Below are 23,440 nucleotides of genomic sequence, written 5' to 3'. Positions count from 1 at the left end.
CTTTAAATTGTAATGAACAAAGCCTTCAAATATTTTGAGGGTTTTATTGTTTACAATTGTGATATAAAAGTATTTAGATTATATTTGCAAAATAGTAAATGTCGAATTGTTAAAAGAATACTATTAAGGAGTCAATATAACTTTGATGATTTAGTATAATAAAGGTTATGATAAATTAGGGTCTCAAAACAGTTTTTTCGGAATTATACTCTTCCACTAAGGAGGTACTAGATACTTCAGACATCTTTATTGTCACCTCAAGGCACGTTGAGACGATAGTACAACTATGTCGTCAGAATCTTTGATTTGACTAGTGTTCAAGCAGTTTTGTGATTGCTATTCTTTTAGGAAAAATAGCGAAAATTACCCTGGAAAAGACCTAAATCGGAAAAAACCAGAGAGAGGCGGAAAAAGGTATCTACTATAAGGGATATTATGTGATGAATGATGCTGATGTGCTTAAACAGGTCTATGACGGTATTTATCTACCGGAACAGTCAGTTTTGGAGGATTATATTTTTGAACTTATGGTATGTGACGACACATTCTACCCATCAGATATTGATGAATGCACCATGCTCAGATTACCAGCTACCCAAGATGAAATAGCAGAAGTTCTGAAGGAACAAGACATAAAGAATTTTGATGGTTGTGTAGTATTTACCAACAAGAGTTCTATCCCAAAATTAAACGGTGTGTTTGGTGAATATGAGGATATAGAGAAAATAAAGCTGCTGGCAGAAAAAATTTATGAACTTCGTTGCCAAGGTCAGGAAGCAAAGTACAAAGCTGCACTTGAATTAATGGATTGTGCAGATATAGATCAGGCACTTGATTTGACACGGAACCTTGATTGTTATGATTTTTATTCAGAACTGTCTACCGTAGAGGATTACGTAAGGAAGGAATTTTTGGAACGCTATCATATTCCAAAAGATGAACCTTTCCTGAAATTTATACATTTCTACTGCTGTGACCATGCTCATATGCAGGAAGCAAATATGTGTACAACACCTTATGGTATTATCCGTAGCAATGACCGGGAGATGAAGCTGGAGTATTCTAGTCCGCAGCAGTTTGGCCAGCAGATGCTATAGTATCTAACATAATAATAGTAAAAAGGCGCTGTCTTATAAAAAAAGGCAGCGCCTTTTTTGTTTTTCAGAGAAAGGAGCTGAACCATGAAACATGATAAAAACTCTATACAAAAGACAGGTGTAGGAGCAACCAGCCTACCGATAAAATATACCGTACCCCCACCTAAAGATCCCAATCGCTGCGCGGGTTGCCCTTATCCCGGTGTCGGTTTCATTTGCTGGAGCACAGATGGTTCCTGTATGAAAACTGACATGGATAAGATCAGCCGTCGGAGTAAAGGTAGGTGATATAAATGAATAGCATAATAAGTTGGGTGGGTGGTAAAAAGGCATTGAGAGATATGATTTATCAAAGGATGCCCAAGGAATTTGCACGGTACATAGAGGTGTTTGGAGGTGGAGGCTGGGTATTATTCGGTAAGCTGCCCGACACTTCAATGGAGGTCTATAACGATTTTAATTCAGACCTTGCAAATCTATTCCGCTGTGTCCGTGACCGTCCAATGGCGCTTATAAAGGAACTGAATTTTTTTCCGCTCAATAGCCGGGATGAATTCAGCGTTCTGAAAAAGTATCTAGAGAAAGAGGAGTTCACCAACGGTTATCTACGGGAGGAACTGGAGATTGCTGAGCAACATCTTTCACCAACGCAATATGAAGAAATCAAATCTATCCTCTTAGAGAAAGCGCAGATGAATGATGTGACTTTCTTTAAGATCATCCGTTACAGCTACGGAAGTGGCTGTACCAGCTATGGCTGTCAGCCCTTTGACATCCGCAAGACCTTCCACTTACTTTGGCAGGGAAGACGTAGGCTTAAGAATACTGTAATTGAGAATAAGGACTTCGAGGAACTGATTCGCCAGTACGACCGTGAGAACACCTTTATTTATTGTGACCATCCATATTATCAAACAGAAGGACATTACGCGGTAGAGTTTAAAAAGGAAGATCACTACCGTCTGCATGATACGCTGGCAGCCTGTCAGGGCAAATGGTTGGTCAGCTATAACGATTGTGAATTCATCCGAGAGTTATATAGGGATTTTCATATTGAGGCTGTAAGCTGTCTGAATAATCTTGCCCAACGTTACGACAATGGCTGTGAGTATGCCGAAGTGCTGATTTCCAATTATGATACAAGCGAGCGTGTGCGAGATATACCGTCCCAGATGAATCTCTTTGAAGCCAATCTGATACCTGATGAACAACTATAACCCCGTTGCGGGGCTAAATTTTAAGGAGGAATTTTTTTATGAAAATAATTGAAATGAAACTCACAGCAGACAAGGAAAACCAGATAATCCTTCAGGCAGAAGCAATGAGAATTGCTGATCTGAAACCCGGAGATGAGGTGTATGCAATCATGGTAATGCCAGAGGAAGTGGACAGTCCGATGCTTGTCATCGCTCCTCAAGGTATGGAAGCTGCCGTCCAATTCTGTAAGGACGATGATGAGGATGAAATCCAGTTACCGCATGCACTTTTAGAAGAAGCAGGCATCCCTGTAGACAGCAATCTGGAAATTATCTGTGGTAATGGAGAAATTACCATTCGTCCTTCCGACTTGCTGAATCAGCTGCCGGATGAATTGCGCAGACTGTTTGATAACCTGGGTATCAATCCGGATACCGTCCGCGAGATTATGAAAAAGGAGGGATATTTCGTATGAAACCTATTTACAAAATTGTAGACGGCAAGGGCCGTGTGTTGATCCCCAAGGAATTTCGCTCTGCTTCCGGCATGGATCATGGGGATATTGTAAAACTGCACATCCATCAAGGCACAGTCTGTGTCAAAAAGGTTGATCTTATTGAGGGGGGTGACCAATCGCCAGAGGCTGTGGAAGCCTTTATTTATGCCGCAATAAGAGAGATGCCAGCAGAAAAGAAGATATCCATTGCAGCAAAGCTGCTGGAGCAGATTGAAAGAGGAAAGGAGCCGGATAAAATTGAGTGAAAAAGCATTGCTAACCCAGGGTGATTGTTTGAAAACGGGGGATGACATATTCATTGACAAAAAGGTGATTATCCTTCATTCTTCTGCACTTTCTGAGAATTGCAGGGAGGCAAAGCATCAGGTGTACTTCTGTATTGGAGGCAATGGCAGCAATCCTAACCCGATTGGAAGTTCTATCTTCGCGGTTTCCCTAGCAGATGGAGAGCACATTCGCTGGAACCGCAGTGACGTATTGGGAATTGCAAAACCTGAGATATTGACTGATCATGCCCGCCTCCAGCTCTCGCAGATCCGTCCGGCAGGAGCGGTGGATCTGAAAAATTATGAGCCACAGTACAGCGGTTATTGTTTTTTGCCGAATGGTCGCTATACCTCAGGCGTGTGGCTTTGCAGCCCGCAGGAGGTTGAGGACTACATTGGGATGCAGAAAGAGTACCAGCATAGAATCATGATTTGTGACCGGGATGACTTCTGTGTCTTTGAGATGGTGGACGGGCAGATTGTTCATCCATCGATGGAAAGCATAGAAGCTTTTCAAAAAGGACAACAAGAACAGGACGGGATGGATATGAAGCTATGAAATCAATAAGGAATAAAGCCGGAGGCAGGGTGCTGATTCCGGCTTTGTTATAGCCAAAAATAAAAAGAAAGGACTGAAAACCTATGAAACAAAAAGGAAAACGCATTGGCATTCTTGCTCTTGTTCTCCTTTTTCTGCTTTGCGGCGGGATTTATACGGCATACCGCCTGCATCCGGAAAACTTCATACAACAAAATGAAATCATAACCCGCGGCGAGTTTGCTGCCATTATGGTGAGGGATATTCCGCTGGATACCACAAATGCAGTGAAAGACCCGGCAAGCTTCCCTGATATTAGAGGACATTGGTCAGAGGCTAACATTGAGGCTCTGATTGATGCTGGCATCATTGATCCTGCCGATTATCCGAACGGTTTCCATCCGGATGACCCTATCACCCGTGCCGAAATCATTAAGATGCTTGTAAGGGCAATGGGAAAGGATGAGGAAAGCAAAAAACACCAAGGGACACAGTGGCTATAAGGACCAGGATGACATCAAAGATAAGGATAAAGGATATGTCATCATTGACCGTGAGGATGGTATCATCGGGGATACAAACGATGGCAAGCTCAATCCTAACGGTTCGGTGACTAAGAAAGAAGCAGATTATCTTATCGACAAGATGAAGCCGGAGAAGCCTGTGCCAGAAAAGCCTAAACCGGAGAAGCCAATGCCAATACCTCCTTCGACGACCCCAAGTACACCGGCTCCGGAGAATCCGGAACCAACTAATCCAGGCCAGAACAAGCCTACGTCTAAACCGGAACCGACACCTAAACCGGAACCAACCCGCGGTTACAACGTGGTGACCAAACAATGGGATCAGTTAGACTATGGAACAACCACAAATGGCATCACATTTACACGTAGCCTATCTCCAGGACTCTACAGTCAATTGGAGTTTTATTATTACACTAATCACGATTGCATGTACGTGCGTCCGTAAGGGCTTTATAGTATCGCCCGTATGTGGGCATTAGATTAAAGAGAAATCTAATTGGTTAGCCGACTTACCAGTAGCTGAAAGGTCAATGGGAACAAAGCACGTCGGAAAAGCATATTTGTTTGGAAGTCAGAGAAAAGCAAGATATGCAAGACCACAGCATAATATGGCTAAAACTATACTGTTTTAATCCCAGTTTCTTCGCTCTAACAGTTCGGGCAAACACACACTCACTTAAGTGGGTAATGTAAAAAGTTCTATGAAAAAATAAAAGACAAAAAAACAGAGCTGAATAGGCAAAAATCGCCTTGGTTCTACCGCCTAACAGGAGAAATTCTAGATAAAGGTTTAAAATCAATATTAAATGCTCTGTAAATATAACGCATTTTAAAAGAATGAGGTTTAATTTCAAAGAGTTCCTTCTGGTCCTTAGATAAAGAATTAAGATTCTTAACATAAAAGGAACAATCATTGTTCTTGCATTTGTAGATAACAAAGAATTTACGATCTTTAATAGGCTCAAGAGTCTTATTGCAATGAGGACACCTTAAGATCACAGATTTAGAGAAATAGTTTTTGCGGTTAAAAACAGAATTACAAACTTTACACTTAAATTGGCCTTTACCACCATTGTTATCATATAGATATAAATGAGGTGCACCACAGCAAGGGCAAGAGATAGATTCAGGAACAGGAACTTTAGAATTTACAGGTTTAAGCTCCTTACCCTTATCAAGCATATGCTTTTTAAGAAGAGCTTTATAATTGTACTTTTTAACCTTATCAAAGATAGGCATATCAGCAACTTTAAGTTTACGATAAGGCTTGTCAATTGGCTCATCAGATTGTTTGGAAGCTTTCATAGCACCTAAGGAAAATAAAAGATACAAAATAATATTGTTTTGGACTTGAATAAAGTATAGTAAATAAGTTATAATATCGAACATGGATGACAATTCCTTTCTAGTTATTTGATTGTTTTCGTCGACGATATTATAACTGAGAAATAGATATTTGTCATCCGTTTTTGTGTAAAAATATAAATTAATTTATTCTCCAAATAGGGGGTAACTAATTTTATTGATATAAAGATTTAAAAATCAAGGGTTGTCAGAAATAATCCTTAATATTTTTGACAATACCAATTAATTAGAGGAAGTGAATAGTATGATCAACATAAAAAGGCTTAAAAAATATTTTACTTAAATGATAAACCTATAGAAATATTAAAAGGTATTGACATTAATATTGATAAAGGGGAATTTATTTCTATAAGGGGGACATCTGGCTCTGGGAAAACCACACTTTTAAATATAATAGGTTTGCTGGATTCCTATAATAGTGGTGAATATATTTTCTTAGATAATGATGTGCAAAAATTATCACAGAATAATAAGGCAAATATTAGAAGAAAAGAGCTGGGATATGTTTTCCAAAACTTTAATTTAATTTCTGATATGACTGCAATAGAGAATGTGGAGATGACTTTGGGTATTGATGGTGTAAACAAAAAAGAAAGAAGAAGAAAAGCTGAAGAACTACTAGAGATGGTTAAATTGAAAAGCAAACAAAATAACCTTCCAAGCCAATTATCAGGTGGAGAGAAGCAAAGGATAGCAATTGCAAGGGCATTATCGAACAATCCTAAGTTATTAATTGCTGATGAACCAACTGGAAATTTAGATAAAGAGAACTCACTGAATATTATGAAGTTACTTTCTGATTTAAATGATAAAGGTGTTGGAATTATACTGGTTACACATGACGATAATATTGCCCGGTATGCAGAAAAACATTATATATTAGAAGATGGGTATATAAGAAAATAGGAAGGAAAAATAAAATACAAGGCTGATGAGTCTTTAAAATACAACCAAATAAAGAATAGATTGATTATGTTTTTATTTTACCTATAGATGTCAAAAATAAGTCAGGAGTATATTTAATATAGCATTGACAGTTTGAGTATATGGCAAGTAAATGAACGGCTAAAAGCTATTTTTTCTGTGTTTGATATTTGGGGGAGAAAGGATTATAATTTAATGTAATAGATAAATAGGAAATTATGAAACAGATGGGGCATAAACATTGATTATACATATGATTTAGTTAAAATATCGTGATTAGAAAGGAATTTTAATATGGAAGGTAAAAATATGCAAATACGGAATAGTACAGTAGATTTTATGGTTTTTACTAAAGATGCAGGAAGTGATTCCATAGAAGTGCGTGTACAAGATGGAGATGTCTGGCTAACCCAAAAAGCCATATCTATGCTATTTGATGTGGATAGAACTGTAGTGACAAAACATTTAAAAAATATATTTGAAACTGGTGAACTGGAAGAGAATTCAGTATGTGCAAAATTTGCACAAACTGCGGATGATGGTAAAACCTATCAATATAAATTCTATTCTCTATCTGCAATTATTGCAGTTGGTTATCGTACAAATTCTGAGAGAGCATTACAGTTTAGGCAGTGGGCAACTAAAGTCTTAGATACTTTTACAAAACAAGGATATATTTTAGATAAAAATAGATTAATCAATGGACAAATTTTTGATGAAGATTATTTTGAACATTTGATTTCTGAAATTCAGGAAATAAGAGCTAGTGAGAGACGGTTTTATCAAAAGATTACTGATATATATGCAACGGCCGTTGATTATTCTAAAGACAGTAAAATCACAAGGGATTTTTTTGCCACTGTTCAAAATAAAATGCATTATGCAATTCATGGGAATACAGCAGCAGAAGTAATAACTACAAGGGCAAATCATAAAAAGGATCACATGGGTCTAACTAGTTGGAGAAATGCGCCAGATGGTAAGATTGTAAAAACGGATGTATCCATTGCTAAAAACTATTTAGCAAAACATGAAGCAGAGGAACTGAATGAGATCGTGACAATGTATCTGGATTATGCAACAAGACAAGCAAGAAGGCATATACCCATGACTATGGCTGATTGGGCAGAAAAATTAGATGCGTTTTTAAAATTTAACGATGCTGAAATTTTATCAGGTAAAGGAAAAGTAACTGCAAAGATTGCAAAAACATTTGCAGAAAGTGAGTTTGAAAAATATCGTATCATTCAAGATTCATTATATAAAAGTGATTTCGATAAATTAATGGAAGAAAGCAATAAAGAACTAGAGAAAAAAGATGAGTAGACAAATAATTTCATACAATTTAGTTATAAGGGTTGCCATATAGTAGCTCTTTTTTCATGCTGTAAAGGAGGGTATACTTATGGCAACAACTCGCTTAATTTCCATGCACAAGAACAAGGGAAAATCCGTAGCTGATTGTATTTCTGACTGTCTTTGTCTTGAAAATGGACTGTCAATTATTCAAAATCCAAAGCGTGGAAAAAATCATTATGGTAAATGGCTTGGAGATAAAAAACCTATTACCCATTCACAAAAGCTGAGAGATGCTATAGATGAAATACTTTCAAAAAAACCTTCAGATTTTGATGCTTTTCTATTGCAAATGGAACAAGCTGGCTATTCTATTAAGCAAGGAAAACATCTTGCCTTTAAGAACAAAGAACAAAAGAGATTTATCCGTTTGCGTTCTCTTGGAGACTAAGAAAATACCTACGATAAATGCTTTGCAAAGAGAATATTTAGAATTACTTTCTGAAAAGAAAAAAGCTTATGCAAAGTACCATTCTGCTAAAAAAGAAATGAAAAATGTACTGACTGCAAAGGCAAATGTTGACCGTCTTTTAGGTGAAGATATATCAGAGAAAGAAAAAGAAAAACATAAAAAACAAAGGTGATATTGCTTATGATTTGTCAGCTCCCAAAGGGAGCGTAGCCACATAATTTATTGTGTGTTCAATGGGGATTGGGGATACTCCCCAACAAGCAGATTTGGCAAAAATCCTGTAAGGGAATTTTATGCAAAATTGCAAGGTGTGTACCACCTTGCCCTGCTTGCCACTTTTGTTTGGAATGTAATTATAGGAATACTAAATATGGAATTATTAATATGTTTACAGAGAGAAATGATATAAACATAGAAGATAAAGTGACAAATTCTTCAATCAACTTATGAGTGATAGTCTTCATTTCTTTTTATAACTAATAGGAAAGTTCTACCTTTTTGTTCTTTTAAGGGTTGTCTATAACTATAAAAAGTGATACCCTGTTAGCAAAACTAGCATTGATTCAATAAGGATTCTTACTTTTATAATATTGAAATTAGAAATCGAGAGATAATGGGGGGCAGAAAGATGGCAAAGATTTTAATAGTAGAAGATGATAAGTCTATAAATGATCTAATAGCAATGAATCTTTCTATCATTGGTTATGATTGCGAAAAAGCATTTGATGGTTATGTGGCTACGGAAATGATTAAGAATACTAGGTATGATTTAATACTACTTGACATTATGATGCCAGGAGTTAGTGGTATTGATTTATTAAAATCAAATATATGTGAAAGTACTAAAGTAATTTTAATCACTGCAAAAGGAGGATTAAATGATAAATTGGAAGCTTTTAACCTTGGGGCTTATGATTATATAGTAAAACCCTTTGAAATGCTAGAGTTAGTTGCAAGGATTAAGGTTGCATTAAAAAATGATGATGTTCAAGAGAATATAAAAATTAAGGATGTAGAAATTAGGCTTAGAGAACACAAAGTATTAAAATCAAGTGAAGAGGTTGATTTAACTATTTTAGAATATAATTTATTAGAAACACTTGTCATAAATAAGAATATAGCTTTATCCAGAGAAAAACTACTAGAACTTGTCTGGGGCTATGATTTTGAAGGAGATACCAGAACAGTTGATGTCCATATTATGAAGTTACGTAAGAAGTTAGACTTTGATGATATTATTAAAACTGTTTATAAAATGGGATATAGACTTGAGGTAAGCAAATGAAGATAAAATACAAATTAATTTTAACAACTGTATTAGTTTTTATAGTTACAATAAATATTGTAGCAGGCATTGCTATAAGTCAATATAATTCATTATTTATAGAGAGGGAAATAAAATCAGCAGAAAATGAAATGAATTTTATTATAAACAGCATTGAAAACTATGCAAAAGACTTACAGGCAAGGGGTGGAACCTATAACAAAGACAGCTTAGTTTCAATTATTGAGATATACAAAAGATATTATATAAATCAAGATATTAATTTAGACTACAGTGATGATTATAGCAAGAATAATGTTTTCCTAGATACTGAAGAAGGAAGGATTATAATTCAAAATAGATTCAGTGAGCCTTTTGAAAATATTTCTCTTGTTTTCAAGAAAAGCTTTCAAGATATTTATGATTTACAAAAAAACTGGAATAGTTTCTTTATAAAGATATATCTTCTTCTCTCAGGAATATTAGCGATTGTTCTAATGTTTATAATTAGCAGGTTATTCAAACCCTTAGAAAACTTAATCCACAAGACAGAGGAAATAATAATTGAAAATTCCAATGAAAAGATACCCATAATAGCCAACGATGAAGTAGGAGAACTTAGTATGAAATTTAATGTAATGTTAGATTTGCTAAATGAGAATATGGAAACTATTAAAGAAAGCTCGATTCAAAAACAATGGCTTTTAGATAATTTAACCCATGAAATGAGAACACCACTTACAAGTATTCAAGGATTTAGTGAATATCTCATGAGAACAAATGCCACTGAGAAAGATAGACTTGTCGCACTTACTCATATTAATGAAGAAGCAAATCGTTTGAAACAGCTTATCAATAAAATGTTTGATTTAATGACATTAAAAAAGGAAAGTTTAAATATAGTAAAATTAAATTCTGGTGAAATATTTAATACAATAAGGAAGATAGAGTTTCAAAAATTAAAAGAAATGAATATAGATCTTAAAGTAAATATTGAAACAGATTATTTTTATGGAGATGAACAATTAATTTTGGTTTTGTTGACAAATTTAGTAGATAATGCAATAAATGCCTCCAAGGATAATACTAGGATTGAAGTTGCAATTTATACCAAGGATGAAAAGACCATTATAAAAATATCAGATCAAGGTCAAGGAATAGACAGCAAGGATCTCCCTAATATTTTCCAACCTTTTTATAAACCAGATAAAAATAGACCTGCTATTTATAGGGGGGCTGGTTTGGGTTTAAGTTTATGCAAAAAGATTGTTGACCTACATAAAGGAAGTATAGAAGTAAAAAGTCAAAAAGATATAGGTACTAAAATATATATTTCATTAAAATTCACCTAAATTTACAACTCCATTACAACTTTATAACATCTTAATAAAATAACAGTGTTATTATTAAGAAAAAAATAAGGGGTGTTATAGAAATGAAAAAGATTAAAATTTTCAAATCAATGCCAGTTATTGCTGTATTAATGTTATTGATAGCATCTGCGATAGCTTTTCCTGTACTAGCAGAAAGATTCCAAGTTAAAGGAATGGAGAATGGAGCTAGAAATTTAGAGATAAGCTCATTAAAAATGCCAGATTTAGTTGTAGAGAAAAAACAGGATGAAATTAAAGTAAAAGATATTATAACTATGACAGAGGAAGAAGAAAAGGTTTTTGATGAAATTGTTTTACTACTACAAAAATCTACACTATTAATATCTCCTAAGAGCCGGGAACTAAGTGAAACTGAATCAAATAAAATGATAGAGTTAAGAAAAAAGTTTAGAACTGGAAGTATTATGAGTCAAAAGCCACTGCCAATAGGAGAAAATTTGGAGAAACCATATTTTAACCCAGAAAATGAAACATATTATTATCCTGAAGCAGAAATGACAGATGAAGAACTACTTCAGATCATAGATTTTGATGCAAAGCTAGATAAAGCATTTGCAAAGTTTTATGAAGCATATATACAGAATGAGATGGAGAATACAGACATTAAAATTACAGAAGAAGAAGCCATTAAGTCAGCTAAGAATACTATTGAAAGAATATTTGATGTAGACCTTGATAATATGGATATTAATTGTCATTTCTCTATAGATGAATATCGAAATGAAAGATTTTGGAGGATTATATTTCAACCGAAAAATATAGATATTTTAATAGAGCAGGAAAAACTTTATTGGATGTACTTTTCAAAAGTTAATATATATACTGGCAAGGTAGAATATGTAGACACATTTTACAGTGGGCAGGTGGAGGAAGTTGGGAATTCGCCAGTAACTGACTTGAAAAACATAGATGATCACAAAGAAATTGCTGAGGAATTCCTAAAAAACAAACTCAATGGAAAAAATATAGAATTCCTTAAAGCTTATATACCAAAGCATAGCAATGCACCGTTACTTAGTAGAAAGGTCTACCTTGTATATAAAGCTGAGGATAAATATATTGAGTTTGAATTTATATATGGAAGCAAAAGAATGATGGCATTATTTTTCCATGATAATCCAATAAGGTTAAATGAGAAAATCAATGGGATGGAACAAGAACCAATAGGGAGTATAAATTAGAAAAAGAATGCAGGTTCGGGGTAACTTTTTTGACAGTTATCCCATTCTCGTTTTTATTCGGAATAATTGATCAAATCTTAATAAAGAAAAAATAATTTTACATATCTATGCAACTTAAAGCGAGGATGAAACGTTTTATAGTTAAGGAGGTGGTTTTGTGGCCAGTGAATCATTGAGTGAAAATGATAAATATGTCAAAATTGTAGAAAAATATTCTGATATGGTCACAAGGATATGCTACATCCGTTTTAGTTGTCTTGCAGATGCAGAAGATTGTTGGCAAAATGTATTTATTAAGCTTTTTAACTCAAGAGAAATGTGGCAAGAATCTGAAGACTATCTTAGGTACTGGCTTGTAACTGTTACTCTCAATGAATGTAGAGATATGCATCGAAAGCTATTTCGTAGAAATCACTTGGATATTGATATATTAGTAATCCCAGACATAGAGGAGTTTGACAAGAGCCTTTTACATGCCGTAAAATCTCTTCCACATAAATACTTTGAAGTAATCTATCTCTACTATTTTGAGGGATACAACATTATCGAACTTTCTAAAATTCTCGGTAGAAAAGAAAATACCATCAAGTCTCAGCTTAAGCGAGGCAGAGAAAGATTAAAGGATGTGATTAAAAGTGAGTGATTTTAATGATTTTAAAAAAATCAAAACACCGACAGAATGGAAAGAGAGACTATACGCTAAAACAAATGAGAGACAAATAAGTTCTGTTCGCCGAAAGCGACTACCATTGACTATAACAGCGGTAATTGTATTAGCAGTAATTTTATCTACATCAGTTCTTGCAGTTTCACTTATTGGAGGGGACTTTTTCAGACAGATGTTTATTAACAAGGCTGAAACAACGAAGAATTCATATGACTATATGAATGTTGACCAACTTAGATCTATCGCAGGCACTACCATAGGAACTGTATTAGATTCTGATGAACTAAAAATTGAGATTATGGATGTGATTTCTAGTGGAAATATGGCAATGGTAATGTTAAGAGTTACCGCAAAAGAACTGGAAAGTGTACTTTTTGATACAGGATATGAAACACTAATGAATTATAGGTTTGGATCTGATAACGATGGAAGTTTATTCGAAAATATGGACCAGACTTCAATACGGTACTATTACAGTGATAATGACCCGACTCTAGCAAAGAATCAATTTGAGATACTTTACACCATTGTAAATCATCATATATTTAAGGTTGGCACCTATTCCATAAAGCTCAAAGATTTGGGGTATTACTTTAGCAATGGAAAAACCCTCGTATTGAAACCGTTGCATAAGGGCAATTGGGAATTTCAGGTGGAGTTAGCAGATGGCAATGAATACAGTCACACTGCTCTTGTACGACAGCCGGTTACAACTGGTGGATACAATTTCATATTTGAAGATATACGAATAACCCCTATGAGTTGTACAAGTGTTTTTTCATATAATTCCAATGATGTATCTTCAACTATTTTTAAAGCATTTTCATCTAATGTAGAAAGTTTAACCATTACACTTTCTGATGGTACTATACTTACAAAAGATGATTTCAGTTATAGCATTAGTAGTGGTAGTGATGGAACGGGTAATCTTGTTTCAGCTATTGTTATAAACCTCACTTTCAATCTTCCAATTACAGCAGAGTCTGTAAGAGAGTTCTCTATCTTTAATAAAACATTTTCGATTTCCAATTGGGAATAAATACATCTTCCATAGGAGGACTTGTGATCTAAAAGGTAAAGATAGCAGGAAGTAATTATGCTAATTCTAATCTACTATCTTTACTATCTTTACAATAATAAGGAAAACAAAGGACAATTGCAAAATGAAGAAAAGTAGAATAAATGAGTAATATTAAATTTATTGAGAGGGGAATCATATCTAATTGTTTTTATAGGCATTCGCTTTTTTTACTTTTTAAGTATTATATATCTATCAAAGAAGAAGAATGCTTTGCTTGCATTAATTTTACCCTTAATACTTGGATGTATTTCTATATATTATCTTCTAAGACCAATGTTAGTATACAATCCTTATCCTACTATGAAAGAGGGCATGTATATGACTTTTTTTGAGTGCTATCAATAGTTGGATTTAGTATTTCCTTTTTTACTAGATATCGTTGAAAAAAGAAAGGATAGATTAGAATGAGAGCAAAGTATGATCATTAAGAAGCGTTGTATACTAAATGTATACCAGTTAATTTATGCACAACAAGTAGAGTTATTTGGGAGGGTAGCATATGGCAAAAAGGAGAAGATATATTATTAGTGTAATATTAATTGTTTGGATTGCATTTATAATTACGGACCTTTCCTTAGCAAAGGCAAATAAATCACCTATCTTTGCAATTCCATTAATAAGGTATAAAGATGGTGGTTCAACAGAATATTACGGTTTAGGATATAAAGTCATAAAATATGTCAATTTAACTGTTGAGGAAGGTCCAGAGATAAGAAGGGTTGATTTTGGGACATGGTTAATGGTGTTTTCGCCTGCACAACTTGACCAAGGACATAATGAAGAAAAAATAAAAGAACATCTGTCAGATAGGCGCCCTATGGTAATGATTAATGGTGAATTGTACTTTGACACTAATAGGGAAAGTGATATTAATGGTAGGTGTGGTGTGATGGATGGGGAAATATCCTCGACTGTAGACACCTCTGAAATACCAACCCAAAATAATCAATCCAATTTTGGAGCTGGTTATGAATATCAATATATAGACGAAATTAGCATCGATATTTATATGAGTGGGAAGTGGATGCGCTTTGAAAAAGAAATAGATAAAGCCTATAAAAACTATGATAGAATAAATGAATACATGAAAGAAGAATCTATTGCTGTTTTCTCTTCGTACTATGAACTTTTGGATTTTCAGATTTCAAACTACGTTGAAGAGGTTGTTGACGGTGATGTTGAGGCTACATTTTTTTATAAGATAATTCATAAAAACTATGACAAAGACCCAGATACCGTAGGATATATTAAACAAGCAAAGGAAAGCGGTAATAAAAATTATCAGCAAATGTACGATGAATATTTAGAGCTTAAGGAAATGAATTTTGATTTAAAAGTTGTTATTGATAAAAATGATATAATCACTTTATACTCCAATGTTTCCCCTAATGGGGTTGAATGGGAGGAAACTGAGATGTCTGATTTTATTCTAAAAAAATAAAAGTATAAAGTGGAGGTTGATATGGCTGAAACCAATAAATGCAAAAAAATAAAACTATGTGGAGAATTATTATGATTGGATTACTTGGGGGGTTATCTCTAAATCAAGACAAGTAAAGTAATAATTTATTTCAACGATAAAAAGAGTAGACAATAAATATAATATATAATATTAAATTAAATATGAAATTTATTACTGGTGTATATCGGTAGATTTAGACGAAACAAAAATTAAAATACGAGGGGTGTTAATTATGAAGAAAATACAAGTCTATCATGTAGATGCATTTACAGATCAAATTTTCGGCGGAAATGCCGCGGGTGTAGTTCCCGAAGCAATAGGGCTAAATGAGCGCGACATGCAGAAGATAGCAAGAGAATTAAATCTTTCAGAGACTGCATTTCTATTTCCTTCTAATGATAAAAATTATGATTATGTGGTGCGTTATTTTACACCAAGTAGAGAGGTTGATTTTTGCGGTCATGCTACGTTGGGTCTGTCATGGGTTATGGCAATGGAGTATGGCTGGATGGAAAAAGCCTTACAAATTAGATTGAAAACAAATATTGGTATTGTTCCAGTTGAATGGTCTATGCAAGGAAAAAAATTAAATAGTATTGCGATGACTCAAGTTGCACCTAAAACAAAACAAGTTGAGATGGATAAGGAAGAAATCTGTCGTGCAGTCGGGATTAATCCAATGGATATTGATGATAAATATCCAATTAGGTTAGCATATACAGGAAATTGGCATTTGTTAATTCCAGTAAAGAGCAGTAAAGCAATCGACGCATCAGTACCGATATTTGAAGAATTAAAAGAATTAAATCTTAAATTGGGTGCTATTACTACACATTTATTTACTTTTAATAGTTTTGATGAAAGATATAAAATATATACAAGAGATTTTGCACCAGCAATCGGAATTGCTGAGGATCCAGTTACGGGAGCAGCCAATGGTGCGTTAGCAGGATACTTAGTATTGGAAGATATTTTAGACTCAAAAACAGACCATGAATTTATAATTGCCCAAGGAAATGCAGCTGGAAGGCTAGGAGAACTTACAATAAAGATTATTGCAGGAAAAACTAATCCGACTATTAAAGTTGGGGGAAAAGCGATTATTTCAATTAATGGAACTATAAATTTTTAATGAAACAATTGAATGAATTTTTCATTATACCAATGATACACTAGCTCTAAGTGAAATAATTATTGTACTTACAAGGTATATTGATTCCATAATTCTGACGACGAGGGTAAAAAGTGGAGATTAACCACAATATATAGCGGTTGAAGGACAAAATTTGGGTCAAAGAACAGTGAAAAAGCACCGTTTTTTGGCCCTTGAAAATAGGATGAAATATAAGACATAAGATAATTTGAATGTTGAAGAAAAGAAATAGAAAAAGTTGAGGAGATATATAGAGTAATAACTTGATGGGTTAACAGAGAGAGTATACAATGAATATAAGTAATTTTATGTGAAGTAAAGTTGTGCATAAAGGAGGATGTATAAATGATTATTTGGTTAAACGGTGCATTTGGTTCTGGAAAAACGACATGTGCCTTTGAATTAAGTAGAAGATTTCCTAATTCCTTTGTCTACGATCCTGAAAATATCGGATATTTTATTCGTAACAATACACCAAAGGCTTATAGATGACGGTATAATTTTAAAGCATTATATTTTATATGCTAATAAAGAAACCATATTAAAGCGATTGAACAAACGACTTGAACGAGGTGAAACTTGGGCAAAATCTCAAATTGATCGTTGTATTGAAGCTTTTAATACTGAAATTACTGAAGAAAAAATCATAACAGATAATAAAAGTATCGACTATGTCATTGAAGAAATTACAAAAAGAAGTGGAGTAACTCTTTTACCAGACAAAAGAACATTTTTGAAAAAAATAATTGATAGAGCAACAATATTAATAAAATATATACGTTAATAAAGAGATTTTATCAATATGTACTTGGATATGAGCACATATATCATATTGTTGATTGTAATAGGATAATTATATAAATAATCCTTCAAGTCAAGACCACTGGCTTACCCGGTGATCTTGACGTTGTTCTACACCTAAGCTTGTATGTTTCTGTCAAAAGAAATATAATGAAATCGCGGAGGAATACCCTAACAATGGACGGAGAGCTGCTTTTGATGGTGCTTAGCTTCATTGTTTACGGGATTTTAAAAAGACTTTTAGGGTTAATTCATTATGTCTTGAAAATATTGGTTTAATAAAATATAATTATGGCATATATAAAATATTTGAAAGCGATAGAGGAAGCACCACATTTTAATATGAACCAATTAAGCCATAAATAGGAATTTGGTGGTCAGTTTTTAACTGCGGATTATTTATATAATGAGAAAATGTAATCATTAAAAGGAGGTAGTGATGAATTCCAAAGAGAAAAAGAATACAATCCTACGTGAAGTTGTAAAACCTGAACTGAAACGTGTGGGATATCGTGGCACAGGGCAGACTTATAAATCTATGAGGAGTGATTGATATTCCGAATCTCATACATAATCGGCAGTGGGTTGGAACAACGGCTCAGGAAATCAAAGAGAATTACCCACTGTACCAGCAAATCAAGGCATTATCTCTATGGCCAAATGAGGATAAGTGAGCATTTATTATTGCTGCTTTGATGGCAGAGGAGGAAACAAGTGGCTAATTAAAATAAGTATTCTAACAGGATTTAAGTAAACAGGAATAGCCCGATGCAGCCTGATTTGAAAACGACTTGCTCAACATCGACTGCTCACTGATATTCAGTGTATTATTTAAGTGAATTTTCAAATCAACTAAACTATATCCAATAGTTCGGAAATATTACGTATGGTGTATTTCGCATAGGTACATATAACACTTTTGTTATGTTGATAGAAACAGGAATCAATCCCTGCATTAACGGCTTCCTGTATATCAGAAGTAGGACTATCGCCTACCATAATTATCGATGTATTATTGACTCCACATATGTTTTTGATGCAGAAGTCAAAGAAATAAGATGAAGGCTTTTCATGTTTTATTCTGTCAGATATAAAATGTCCATCAAATAGGTCTATTATTCCAGCATTTGACAGGCGTTTTATTCGTGTTGAATATACACCATTAGATGCCGAATAAATTCTTTTCCCACTTTTTTTCAGTTCTGTTAATGTGTATTCTGCATTGGGAATGAGAGCGGAAGAATTATCAAGGTAAAACCTGTATGTTTTTTCTATATCCATGCCATCAACATTAATATCATACAGTTTAAAAAACTCGCTGAAACGCGTATTAAGAACAATTTCTTTGGAAATCTTTCCTTGTTCGAGGTTATTCCATAAAGATTTGTTTATTTTTCTGTATTGCTGCAATAACTCATCTTTATAGTTTAGTCCTATTGCTTCAGTGATTTTTTTGAAAATAATATGAGAAACCCATTAACCGGGACAGCAGAAAAAAATTAATGATAGTCCCTTCCCTTATATAGAGATTATGGCTGGTCATTAAAGTTAGTATTAAAGTGCTAAGCATAAAGAAAATATCAAATCGCATTCGAATAGTCGTTAGATTGTATCTAAGTTTTTGACCTAATACAATACATAAACTTTCAAGTGGGAACTGAATGATTTCCATAGCCAAAATTGCACCTAAACTAAGAGAGGCTAAACTAAGCCCGATCATAAATGTCAATACTCTTAAAAAATATGATTGTATTATCAAATGGTCAAAAAGAAAATAGACAAATAAGTTGACAATATAACCATTTACTATAGTTGCCACAACTTGAATAATATCTCGATGGCTTATGTGAGATTTTCTAATAATAAGGTAGAGAATAAAAAATAACATATTTAATAAGTTAAGCATGGTACCAATCTCTAAATTAAATAATTCTGCTAAAATTAAAGCGAATGCATTAAGCATACTTTGACCAATTCCGGCCTTGATTTGCAAAGAAATGCCTAAGCCAAGCATCAGAAATGCTGATACTGAGTATAAAACTTTTTTCATATATTGTGGAATCATATTTCACCTCGGATAATATATTTTCTTCTTACTATAAAAATGTTATGATAAAAAAAGAGAATTTGATATGAGAAATATCATATATAGGAGAGAAAAGAAATGATTTTTGATAATGAAATACCCTCAATAATATTTGAAAATGGAATGAAAAGGACTTTTATCAAAGATAGTAATATTTATAAAATAAACAGTAGTGTAACACATTGCTACTTTCTTTTATCGGGTACCGTTTAAATTTATATTGATCATAAAAATGGCCGACGCTCAACCCTTGATTTTGTCGGAAGTAATGGCTGGTTGGGTGAGCTTTCTTTGTTCTGTAACGAATCAGACATAAAAGAAAATAAGGTTCTTCAAGATGTAGAATGTTTGGAATTTAATATTGGTGAATTACGAAAATTATGCAAAGAAGATGCAAAAGTTGCATTTTATTTTGCTTCGTATATTGCCGATAAATTATTAGCAAGAAGTTATAGAATGAGTGAGAGCTTGAATTATTCTTTGGATATCAGACTTGCTTCCTTTATTCTTCAACATCAGCAGAAGGGAATATATAATATTCCACATACAGATGTATCTGAATACATGAATGTTAGTTACCGTCATGTGTTGTACGTCATTAAGAAATTCTGTGAGTTAGGGATATTAACAAAAGAAAAGGGAAAAGGGTATACTATTTCTGACATGGAAAAATTGAAACAATTGCAGGATAAATGAAAGGGAACTATAGGGGAGATAAAGTACTTGGTGTTGGTTTCAGAAAGGTAGTCTATTACTAAGGGGATAATGTTCACTTATGACATCATTATTGTAGTTCAGAGGATGGAAAATAGGGTTTAATAACCATATATAGTAGTTTTGAAGTGAAAAACAGATGAAAATTTGGGTCGAAAGGTGCATTTTTAGACTCGATTTTTTAAGGATTTTTAGAGATGATGTTCAGTATTTTTGAAGATTGCACATTAAAACATAAATTAAATAGAGGAAATTTAAAGGTATCAGGATGAAAAAATTCTGATGTCTTTGTTTTCGTAAAAATCAACATGGCTGAATTATTTCGATATCAGGTAAAAAATTTAAGAAGCCATGTTTTTCATGTATAGGAAAGTGTAACTCTGTTCCTATTGCTTATAACAGCAAATTTTATTATAATGATGAAAAATAGGATTATTCGTAGTATTCCATAGTGAAAGTTTTAGACAAAGAACGGAACTGATAAGACAAAGTGTAAATAAATTTTATTGGTTAGATAAACGAGAATTTATTGAACAGTTTTATGCTAAAGGTTATTTATATAATCTCATATAAAGACAAATCGGAAGTTGTGGAGGAGAAAATGAAAAACAATACAAAACCAACCAAAGCGGAAAGCTATATAAATCCAGAAGAAAAGATGCTGTTTGATGAAATAGAAAAGGAGCTTTTCCATGAAGCAAGCCCTGGCCATTTCATAAAAAAAGAAGAACCATTAACTATAGATCCGAATGAAGCGTGCTATAAAGTCATCGCTACTTATATTTATGGTTTTCAAGAATATGCTGAAAAGATAGGGAAAGTCACAGATATTAACTATGTGAGGCAGAAGTTCCACAAAAGTATGCTCCATGAAAGCATTTCAACAAACAACAAATTTGATATTGCCATTGACCTTATACAGCGTGGCATAGATGTGGATATTCAAGATTACAATGGTAATACAGCACTCCATTATCTTGCAGGTAATATACATCAACCGGGAGCTTGCCAAGTGTTTCGTCTGATTTTAGAACAAAATCCCAACATAAACCTTTTGAATAAAAGGGGATGTTCTATCCTTTGGCTTTTGGTATCTTATGTTGGAATAAATTCCACGGATGAAGAATGGTCTTTGATTAAGAAGTTAGTAGAAATGGGGGCCGATAAGAGTGTTTTGCCAGAAGTTTTTCAAGAAAAGTTAGAACTGATTTTAGACATGAAATAAAAATGCAAAAATCCAGTTTATTGGTGAGATTATGAGCATAATCGGAAGCTGAAATTCCAATTTAGGTGAGATTTTGAAATACAGGTTATTTATATAACACTATAGAACAATAAATCAGAATATGGCGGAGGTATTTGAATGGATATAATTAAAAAGCTGCAAGAAGATGGTGATTTAGCTGGAACTTTATGTGATATTTGTGATGTGAATATACTTCCGGAATTCATTTTACCACAGGATGAAAGGGGACATCTAGCTTACAATATTCATGGAAAAACATTTGCAAAGGAAGGAACTGGAAGTGAGTATATTTTGCTCGAAGATGGTTCGGTTGGTTTTTGGGGAAGTGAGGGAGAAGGAGGCAGAATTGCCGACACTCTTTATGACTTTTTTGTATTAATGGTGAATTGTCCATTTTGGAGAGAATATGTGAGTAGTGGACCCTATCAAGATATGGAAAATCTTCATGAGTTTGCTGAAGAACTTTATGAAGAACATACGGAGATGGCTCAAGAAGATATGGAGATAGATTTGCGTGAAGCACAACAAAAATTAGCAGGTGGGTTAGGAATTACACTTGATGATGATATTTCCAAGATTCTGATGAAATTTTATCATTGCGCCAATCGTGAGCCAAGGCTAACCGCCACATATACTGAAGATGATGGCAGTAAGCATAGTAACTCTGGATCATTGTTTGAAGATTGAAGGACAATCAATGCAAGATAATGAGCATTCGCTCCTGTAGGCGAATTAAACAAAGCTACAGGAAATTTATTTGACAAGAAGATAATTTAAAGTAAAGAGGATGATAGAATGACAAAGAGGCTTGAAGAACTAAAGAGAAATCAAGCTTGCCATAATCTTCTAAAAAATATGCCAGCACTTAAAATTGTTGGTATTGAAGAGAGTATACGATATGACGATTTTTTAGATGCTTATTTTGATAAAGCACTTTCAATAAGTAAAATTTCTTGTCATACAAATATCAATGAGATTATAATCTGATTACTAAATTCATTAGAATTGGAAATAGGAAAAGAATATATCTTTTTTGATGAATACAATTATCAGATATATTTAACTCATTTCCAACAGGAGAAATTTTAAGCTAGTTAGAAATATAAAAGGAGTATTCACTCCTAGAGGCAGATAAAACATAAAATTGTAGGAATTTTATGTTTTATCTAAGGAGTGGATTCTGTAATCTGGATCATAAAGAGTAATTGGAGGGATAATTATTGTGGAAAAAGAGCAACTAAAATTTGAAAAAAGATTTGATACAAGCATTAAAGAAGTTATTGTATTGACCCAAGATGGCGTTGGTGCTGGTAAAGTAGGAGCAGCAACATTATGGAATGCACATATGAAGACTTTGGCTTATGTTGATGTTCAAACAGGGGCGGTGATTAAAAAAAACACCATATTGACCTGGCAGTTGACGGATGCAGAATGTCGAACAAAGGAACGAATTTTTAATCTTAAGAAAGAATGGATTTATCGTCTTAAGGTGCGAAAATCACTGCCGGATGTTCATGAGAATGTTAGCTGCGGACTGAATTTGATGGTGGTTGAAGTGCTGGAAAGAAATTGCAGAGATGATCGTCTAGAGGAAATATTAAGGGAATATCAGAAGCCAGTAAAGATTCATCCACTTGGATGCAGTGAACTGTTACTGGACAAATCTTTAGGAATGTTTGATGGTGATTGTAAGTGGAATGGAGAAAGATGTATGGTCCACCTAGATGTAGATGAGGACGGCGCTGAAACTGCAGAGGATGCGATTGTAACATTGGCAGAACTATTATCACACAGCAAAATATGGGATGACCAAGCAAGAAAGTTTGCAGCATCCGAACTGGCAGAAATGGCTAATGAATGGCAACCAGAAGACGAGGAAAATGCGTTAGAAATTTCAAAGGAAGATTTTGAAAAACGATTGACTATCAGTGAACTTTGTATTTCGATAGATGGTGATTTCGAGATTTTTTATGACGATGATGATATGTTTTGGGGGCATGTAATTATTGTCAGTGGCAATATTAAGAAAGGACTGGAGGATGCTACTATCGCTGGATAATTGATTCTTTATAGTTTATCTGGAGAGATTATGATCATTTGCTCCTATATGCAATACAAAGATATAGGAAATGTATATTTGGCGTGGTACGCAATATGGCAATAAGACGAACAGTGAAAATCGAAATTTGGAGATG

At 33.8% G+C, this 23,440-nt stretch carries 28 protein-coding genes; 25 read left to right on the top strand and 3 right to left on the bottom strand.

The window, feature by feature from the left end:
• The first annotated feature begins 440 nt into the window (after nt 1-440).
• From ABWP20_RS10070 to ABWP20_RS10040, 7 genes are all read left to right on the top strand, one after another.
• Nucleotides 441-1,097, top strand: coding sequence for a hypothetical protein (locus ABWP20_RS10070; protein WP_353095672.1), 657 nt, complete (start codon nt 441-443; stop codon nt 1,095-1,097).
• 293 nt (nt 1,098-1,390) lie between these two features.
• Nucleotides 1,391-2,314 (top strand): DNA adenine methylase, encoded by a 924-nt coding sequence (locus tag ABWP20_RS10065; RefSeq protein ID WP_353095671.1) that lies wholly within the window; start codon nt 1,391-1,393, stop codon nt 2,312-2,314.
• 38 nt (nt 2,315-2,352) lie between these two features.
• On the top strand, nt 2,353-2,769 hold the full coding sequence (locus ABWP20_RS10060) for a hypothetical protein (protein ID WP_353095670.1): 417 nt from the start codon (nt 2,353-2,355) through the stop codon (nt 2,767-2,769).
• Nucleotides 2,766-3,056: an AbrB/MazE/SpoVT family DNA-binding domain-containing protein gene (locus ABWP20_RS10055; protein ID WP_353095669.1), complete on the top strand. Its 291-nt coding sequence runs from the start codon at nt 2,766-2,768 to the stop codon at nt 3,054-3,056. The genes ABWP20_RS10060 and ABWP20_RS10055 overlap by 4 nt, the downstream gene beginning before the upstream one ends.
• A complete protein-coding gene (locus tag ABWP20_RS10050) occupies nt 3,049-3,636 on the top strand; it encodes a hypothetical protein (RefSeq protein WP_353095668.1) in 588 nt (195 codons plus the stop codon). Before ABWP20_RS10055 ends, ABWP20_RS10050 begins: the two co-directional genes overlap by 8 nt.
• 83 nt (nt 3,637-3,719) lie before the next feature.
• Nucleotides 3,720-4,118, top strand: coding sequence for an S-layer homology domain-containing protein (locus ABWP20_RS10045; protein WP_353095667.1), 399 nt, complete (start codon nt 3,720-3,722; stop codon nt 4,116-4,118).
• On the top strand, nt 4,078-4,584 hold the full coding sequence (locus ABWP20_RS10040) for a hypothetical protein (RefSeq protein WP_353095666.1): 507 nt from the start codon (nt 4,078-4,080) through the stop codon (nt 4,582-4,584). Before ABWP20_RS10045 ends, ABWP20_RS10040 begins: the two co-directional genes overlap by 41 nt.
• Before the next feature lie 311 nt (nt 4,585-4,895).
• Here ABWP20_RS10040 and ABWP20_RS10035 read toward each other — a convergent pair whose 3' ends face one another.
• Nucleotides 4,896-5,528 (bottom strand): hypothetical protein, encoded by a 633-nt coding sequence (locus tag ABWP20_RS10035; protein ID WP_353095665.1) that lies wholly within the window; start codon nt 5,526-5,528, stop codon nt 4,896-4,898.
• Between the two features lie 246 nt (nt 5,529-5,774).
• On the opposite strand from ABWP20_RS10035, the gene ABWP20_RS10030 reads away from it, so the two are divergent.
• From ABWP20_RS10030 to ABWP20_RS09970, 13 genes are all read left to right on the top strand, one after another.
• A complete protein-coding gene (locus ABWP20_RS10030) occupies nt 5,775-6,410 on the top strand; it encodes an ABC transporter ATP-binding protein (RefSeq protein WP_353095688.1) in 636 nt (211 codons plus the stop codon).
• 327 nt (nt 6,411-6,737) lie between these two features.
• Complete coding sequence (locus ABWP20_RS10025; protein WP_353095664.1) at nt 6,738-7,754, top strand: virulence RhuM family protein; 1,017 nt, start codon at nt 6,738-6,740, stop codon at nt 7,752-7,754.
• A gap of 79 nt (nt 7,755-7,833) precedes the next feature.
• Nucleotides 7,834-8,175 (top strand): hypothetical protein, encoded by a 342-nt coding sequence (locus ABWP20_RS10020; RefSeq protein ID WP_353095663.1) that lies wholly within the window; start codon nt 7,834-7,836, stop codon nt 8,173-8,175.
• Nucleotides 8,165-8,368, top strand: coding sequence for a hypothetical protein (locus ABWP20_RS10015; RefSeq protein ID WP_353095662.1), 204 nt, complete (start codon nt 8,165-8,167; stop codon nt 8,366-8,368). The genes ABWP20_RS10020 and ABWP20_RS10015 overlap by 11 nt, the downstream gene beginning before the upstream one ends.
• A gap of 456 nt (nt 8,369-8,824) precedes the next feature.
• Nucleotides 8,825-9,481, top strand: coding sequence for a response regulator transcription factor (locus ABWP20_RS10010; protein WP_353095661.1), 657 nt, complete (start codon nt 8,825-8,827; stop codon nt 9,479-9,481).
• The gene (locus ABWP20_RS10005; protein WP_353095660.1) at nt 9,478-10,812 is read left to right on the top strand and encodes a sensor histidine kinase; all 1,335 of its coding nucleotides are present in this window, start codon (nt 9,478-9,480) and stop codon (nt 10,810-10,812) included. Before ABWP20_RS10010 ends, ABWP20_RS10005 begins: the two co-directional genes overlap by 4 nt.
• Nucleotides 10,813-10,895: 83 nt before the next feature.
• Nucleotides 10,896-12,035, top strand: a complete 1,140-nt coding sequence (locus ABWP20_RS10000) for a hypothetical protein (RefSeq protein ID WP_353095659.1) — start codon at nt 10,896-10,898, stop codon at nt 12,033-12,035.
• Between the two features lie 157 nt (nt 12,036-12,192).
• Complete coding sequence (locus tag ABWP20_RS09995; protein ID WP_353095658.1) at nt 12,193-12,678, top strand: RNA polymerase sigma factor; 486 nt, start codon at nt 12,193-12,195, stop codon at nt 12,676-12,678.
• On the top strand, nt 12,671-13,741 hold the full coding sequence (locus ABWP20_RS09990; protein ID WP_353095657.1) for a hypothetical protein: 1,071 nt from the start codon (nt 12,671-12,673) through the stop codon (nt 13,739-13,741). Before ABWP20_RS09995 ends, ABWP20_RS09990 begins: the two co-directional genes overlap by 8 nt.
• A gap of 541 nt (nt 13,742-14,282) precedes the next feature.
• Nucleotides 14,283-15,224, top strand: coding sequence for a hypothetical protein (locus ABWP20_RS09985; protein WP_353095656.1), 942 nt, complete (start codon nt 14,283-14,285; stop codon nt 15,222-15,224).
• A 253-nt stretch (nt 15,225-15,477) separates the two neighbouring features.
• On the top strand, nt 15,478-16,377 hold the full coding sequence (locus ABWP20_RS09980; protein WP_353095655.1) for a PhzF family phenazine biosynthesis protein: 900 nt from the start codon (nt 15,478-15,480) through the stop codon (nt 16,375-16,377).
• Nucleotides 16,378-16,743: 366 nt separating this feature from the next.
• Nucleotides 16,744-16,890, top strand: coding sequence for a DEAD/DEAH box helicase family protein (locus ABWP20_RS09975; RefSeq protein WP_353095654.1), 147 nt, complete (start codon nt 16,744-16,746; stop codon nt 16,888-16,890).
• Nucleotides 16,826-17,182 (top strand): hypothetical protein, encoded by a 357-nt coding sequence (locus ABWP20_RS09970; protein ID WP_353095653.1) that lies wholly within the window; start codon nt 16,826-16,828, stop codon nt 17,180-17,182. Before ABWP20_RS09975 ends, ABWP20_RS09970 begins: the two co-directional genes overlap by 65 nt.
• 869 nt (nt 17,183-18,051) lie before the next feature.
• Here the strand turns inward: ABWP20_RS09970 and ABWP20_RS09965 are convergent.
• Nucleotides 18,052-18,609, bottom strand: a complete 558-nt coding sequence (locus tag ABWP20_RS09965) for an HAD-IA family hydrolase (RefSeq protein ID WP_353095652.1) — start codon at nt 18,607-18,609, stop codon at nt 18,052-18,054.
• 31 nt (nt 18,610-18,640) lie between these two features.
• Entirely contained in the window at nt 18,641-19,264 is a 624-nt protein-coding gene (locus ABWP20_RS09960) for a YczE/YyaS/YitT family protein (RefSeq protein WP_353095651.1), read from the bottom strand.
• Between the two features lie 234 nt (nt 19,265-19,498).
• Between ABWP20_RS09960 and ABWP20_RS09955 the strand changes: the two genes are divergently transcribed.
• The 5 genes from ABWP20_RS09955 to ABWP20_RS09935 all read left to right on the top strand — a co-directional run bounded on the left by ABWP20_RS09955 (nt 19,499) and on the right by ABWP20_RS09935 (nt 23,304).
• A complete protein-coding gene (locus ABWP20_RS09955; protein WP_353095687.1) occupies nt 19,499-19,981 on the top strand; it encodes a helix-turn-helix domain-containing protein in 483 nt (160 codons plus the stop codon).
• 619 nt (nt 19,982-20,600) lie between these two features.
• Nucleotides 20,601-21,224 carry an ankyrin repeat domain-containing protein gene (locus ABWP20_RS09950; RefSeq protein WP_353095650.1) on the top strand — a complete coding sequence of 208 codons (624 nt, stop codon included), beginning with the start codon at nt 20,601-20,603 and terminating at the stop codon, nt 21,222-21,224.
• A 138-nt stretch (nt 21,225-21,362) separates the two neighbouring features.
• Nucleotides 21,363-21,932, top strand: a complete 570-nt coding sequence (locus ABWP20_RS09945; protein ID WP_353095649.1) for a hypothetical protein — start codon at nt 21,363-21,365, stop codon at nt 21,930-21,932.
• Nucleotides 21,933-22,040: 108 nt separating this feature from the next.
• Nucleotides 22,041-22,232, top strand: a complete 192-nt coding sequence (locus ABWP20_RS09940; RefSeq protein ID WP_353095648.1) for a hypothetical protein — start codon at nt 22,041-22,043, stop codon at nt 22,230-22,232.
• A 235-nt stretch (nt 22,233-22,467) separates the two neighbouring features.
• Entirely contained in the window at nt 22,468-23,304 is an 837-nt protein-coding gene (locus tag ABWP20_RS09935) for a DUF2262 domain-containing protein (protein WP_353095647.1), read from the top strand.
• The last annotated feature ends 136 nt before the right edge of the window (nt 23,305-23,440 follow it).

Origin of the sequence: Tissierella praeacuta, from assembly GCF_040396155.1 — a bacterium.
GTDB lineage: Bacteria > Bacillota > Clostridia > Tissierellales > Tissierellaceae > Tissierella > Tissierella praeacuta_A.
The sequence above is the reverse complement of the archived record's forward strand: the minus strand, read 5'-3'. Positions and strand labels throughout refer to the sequence as shown.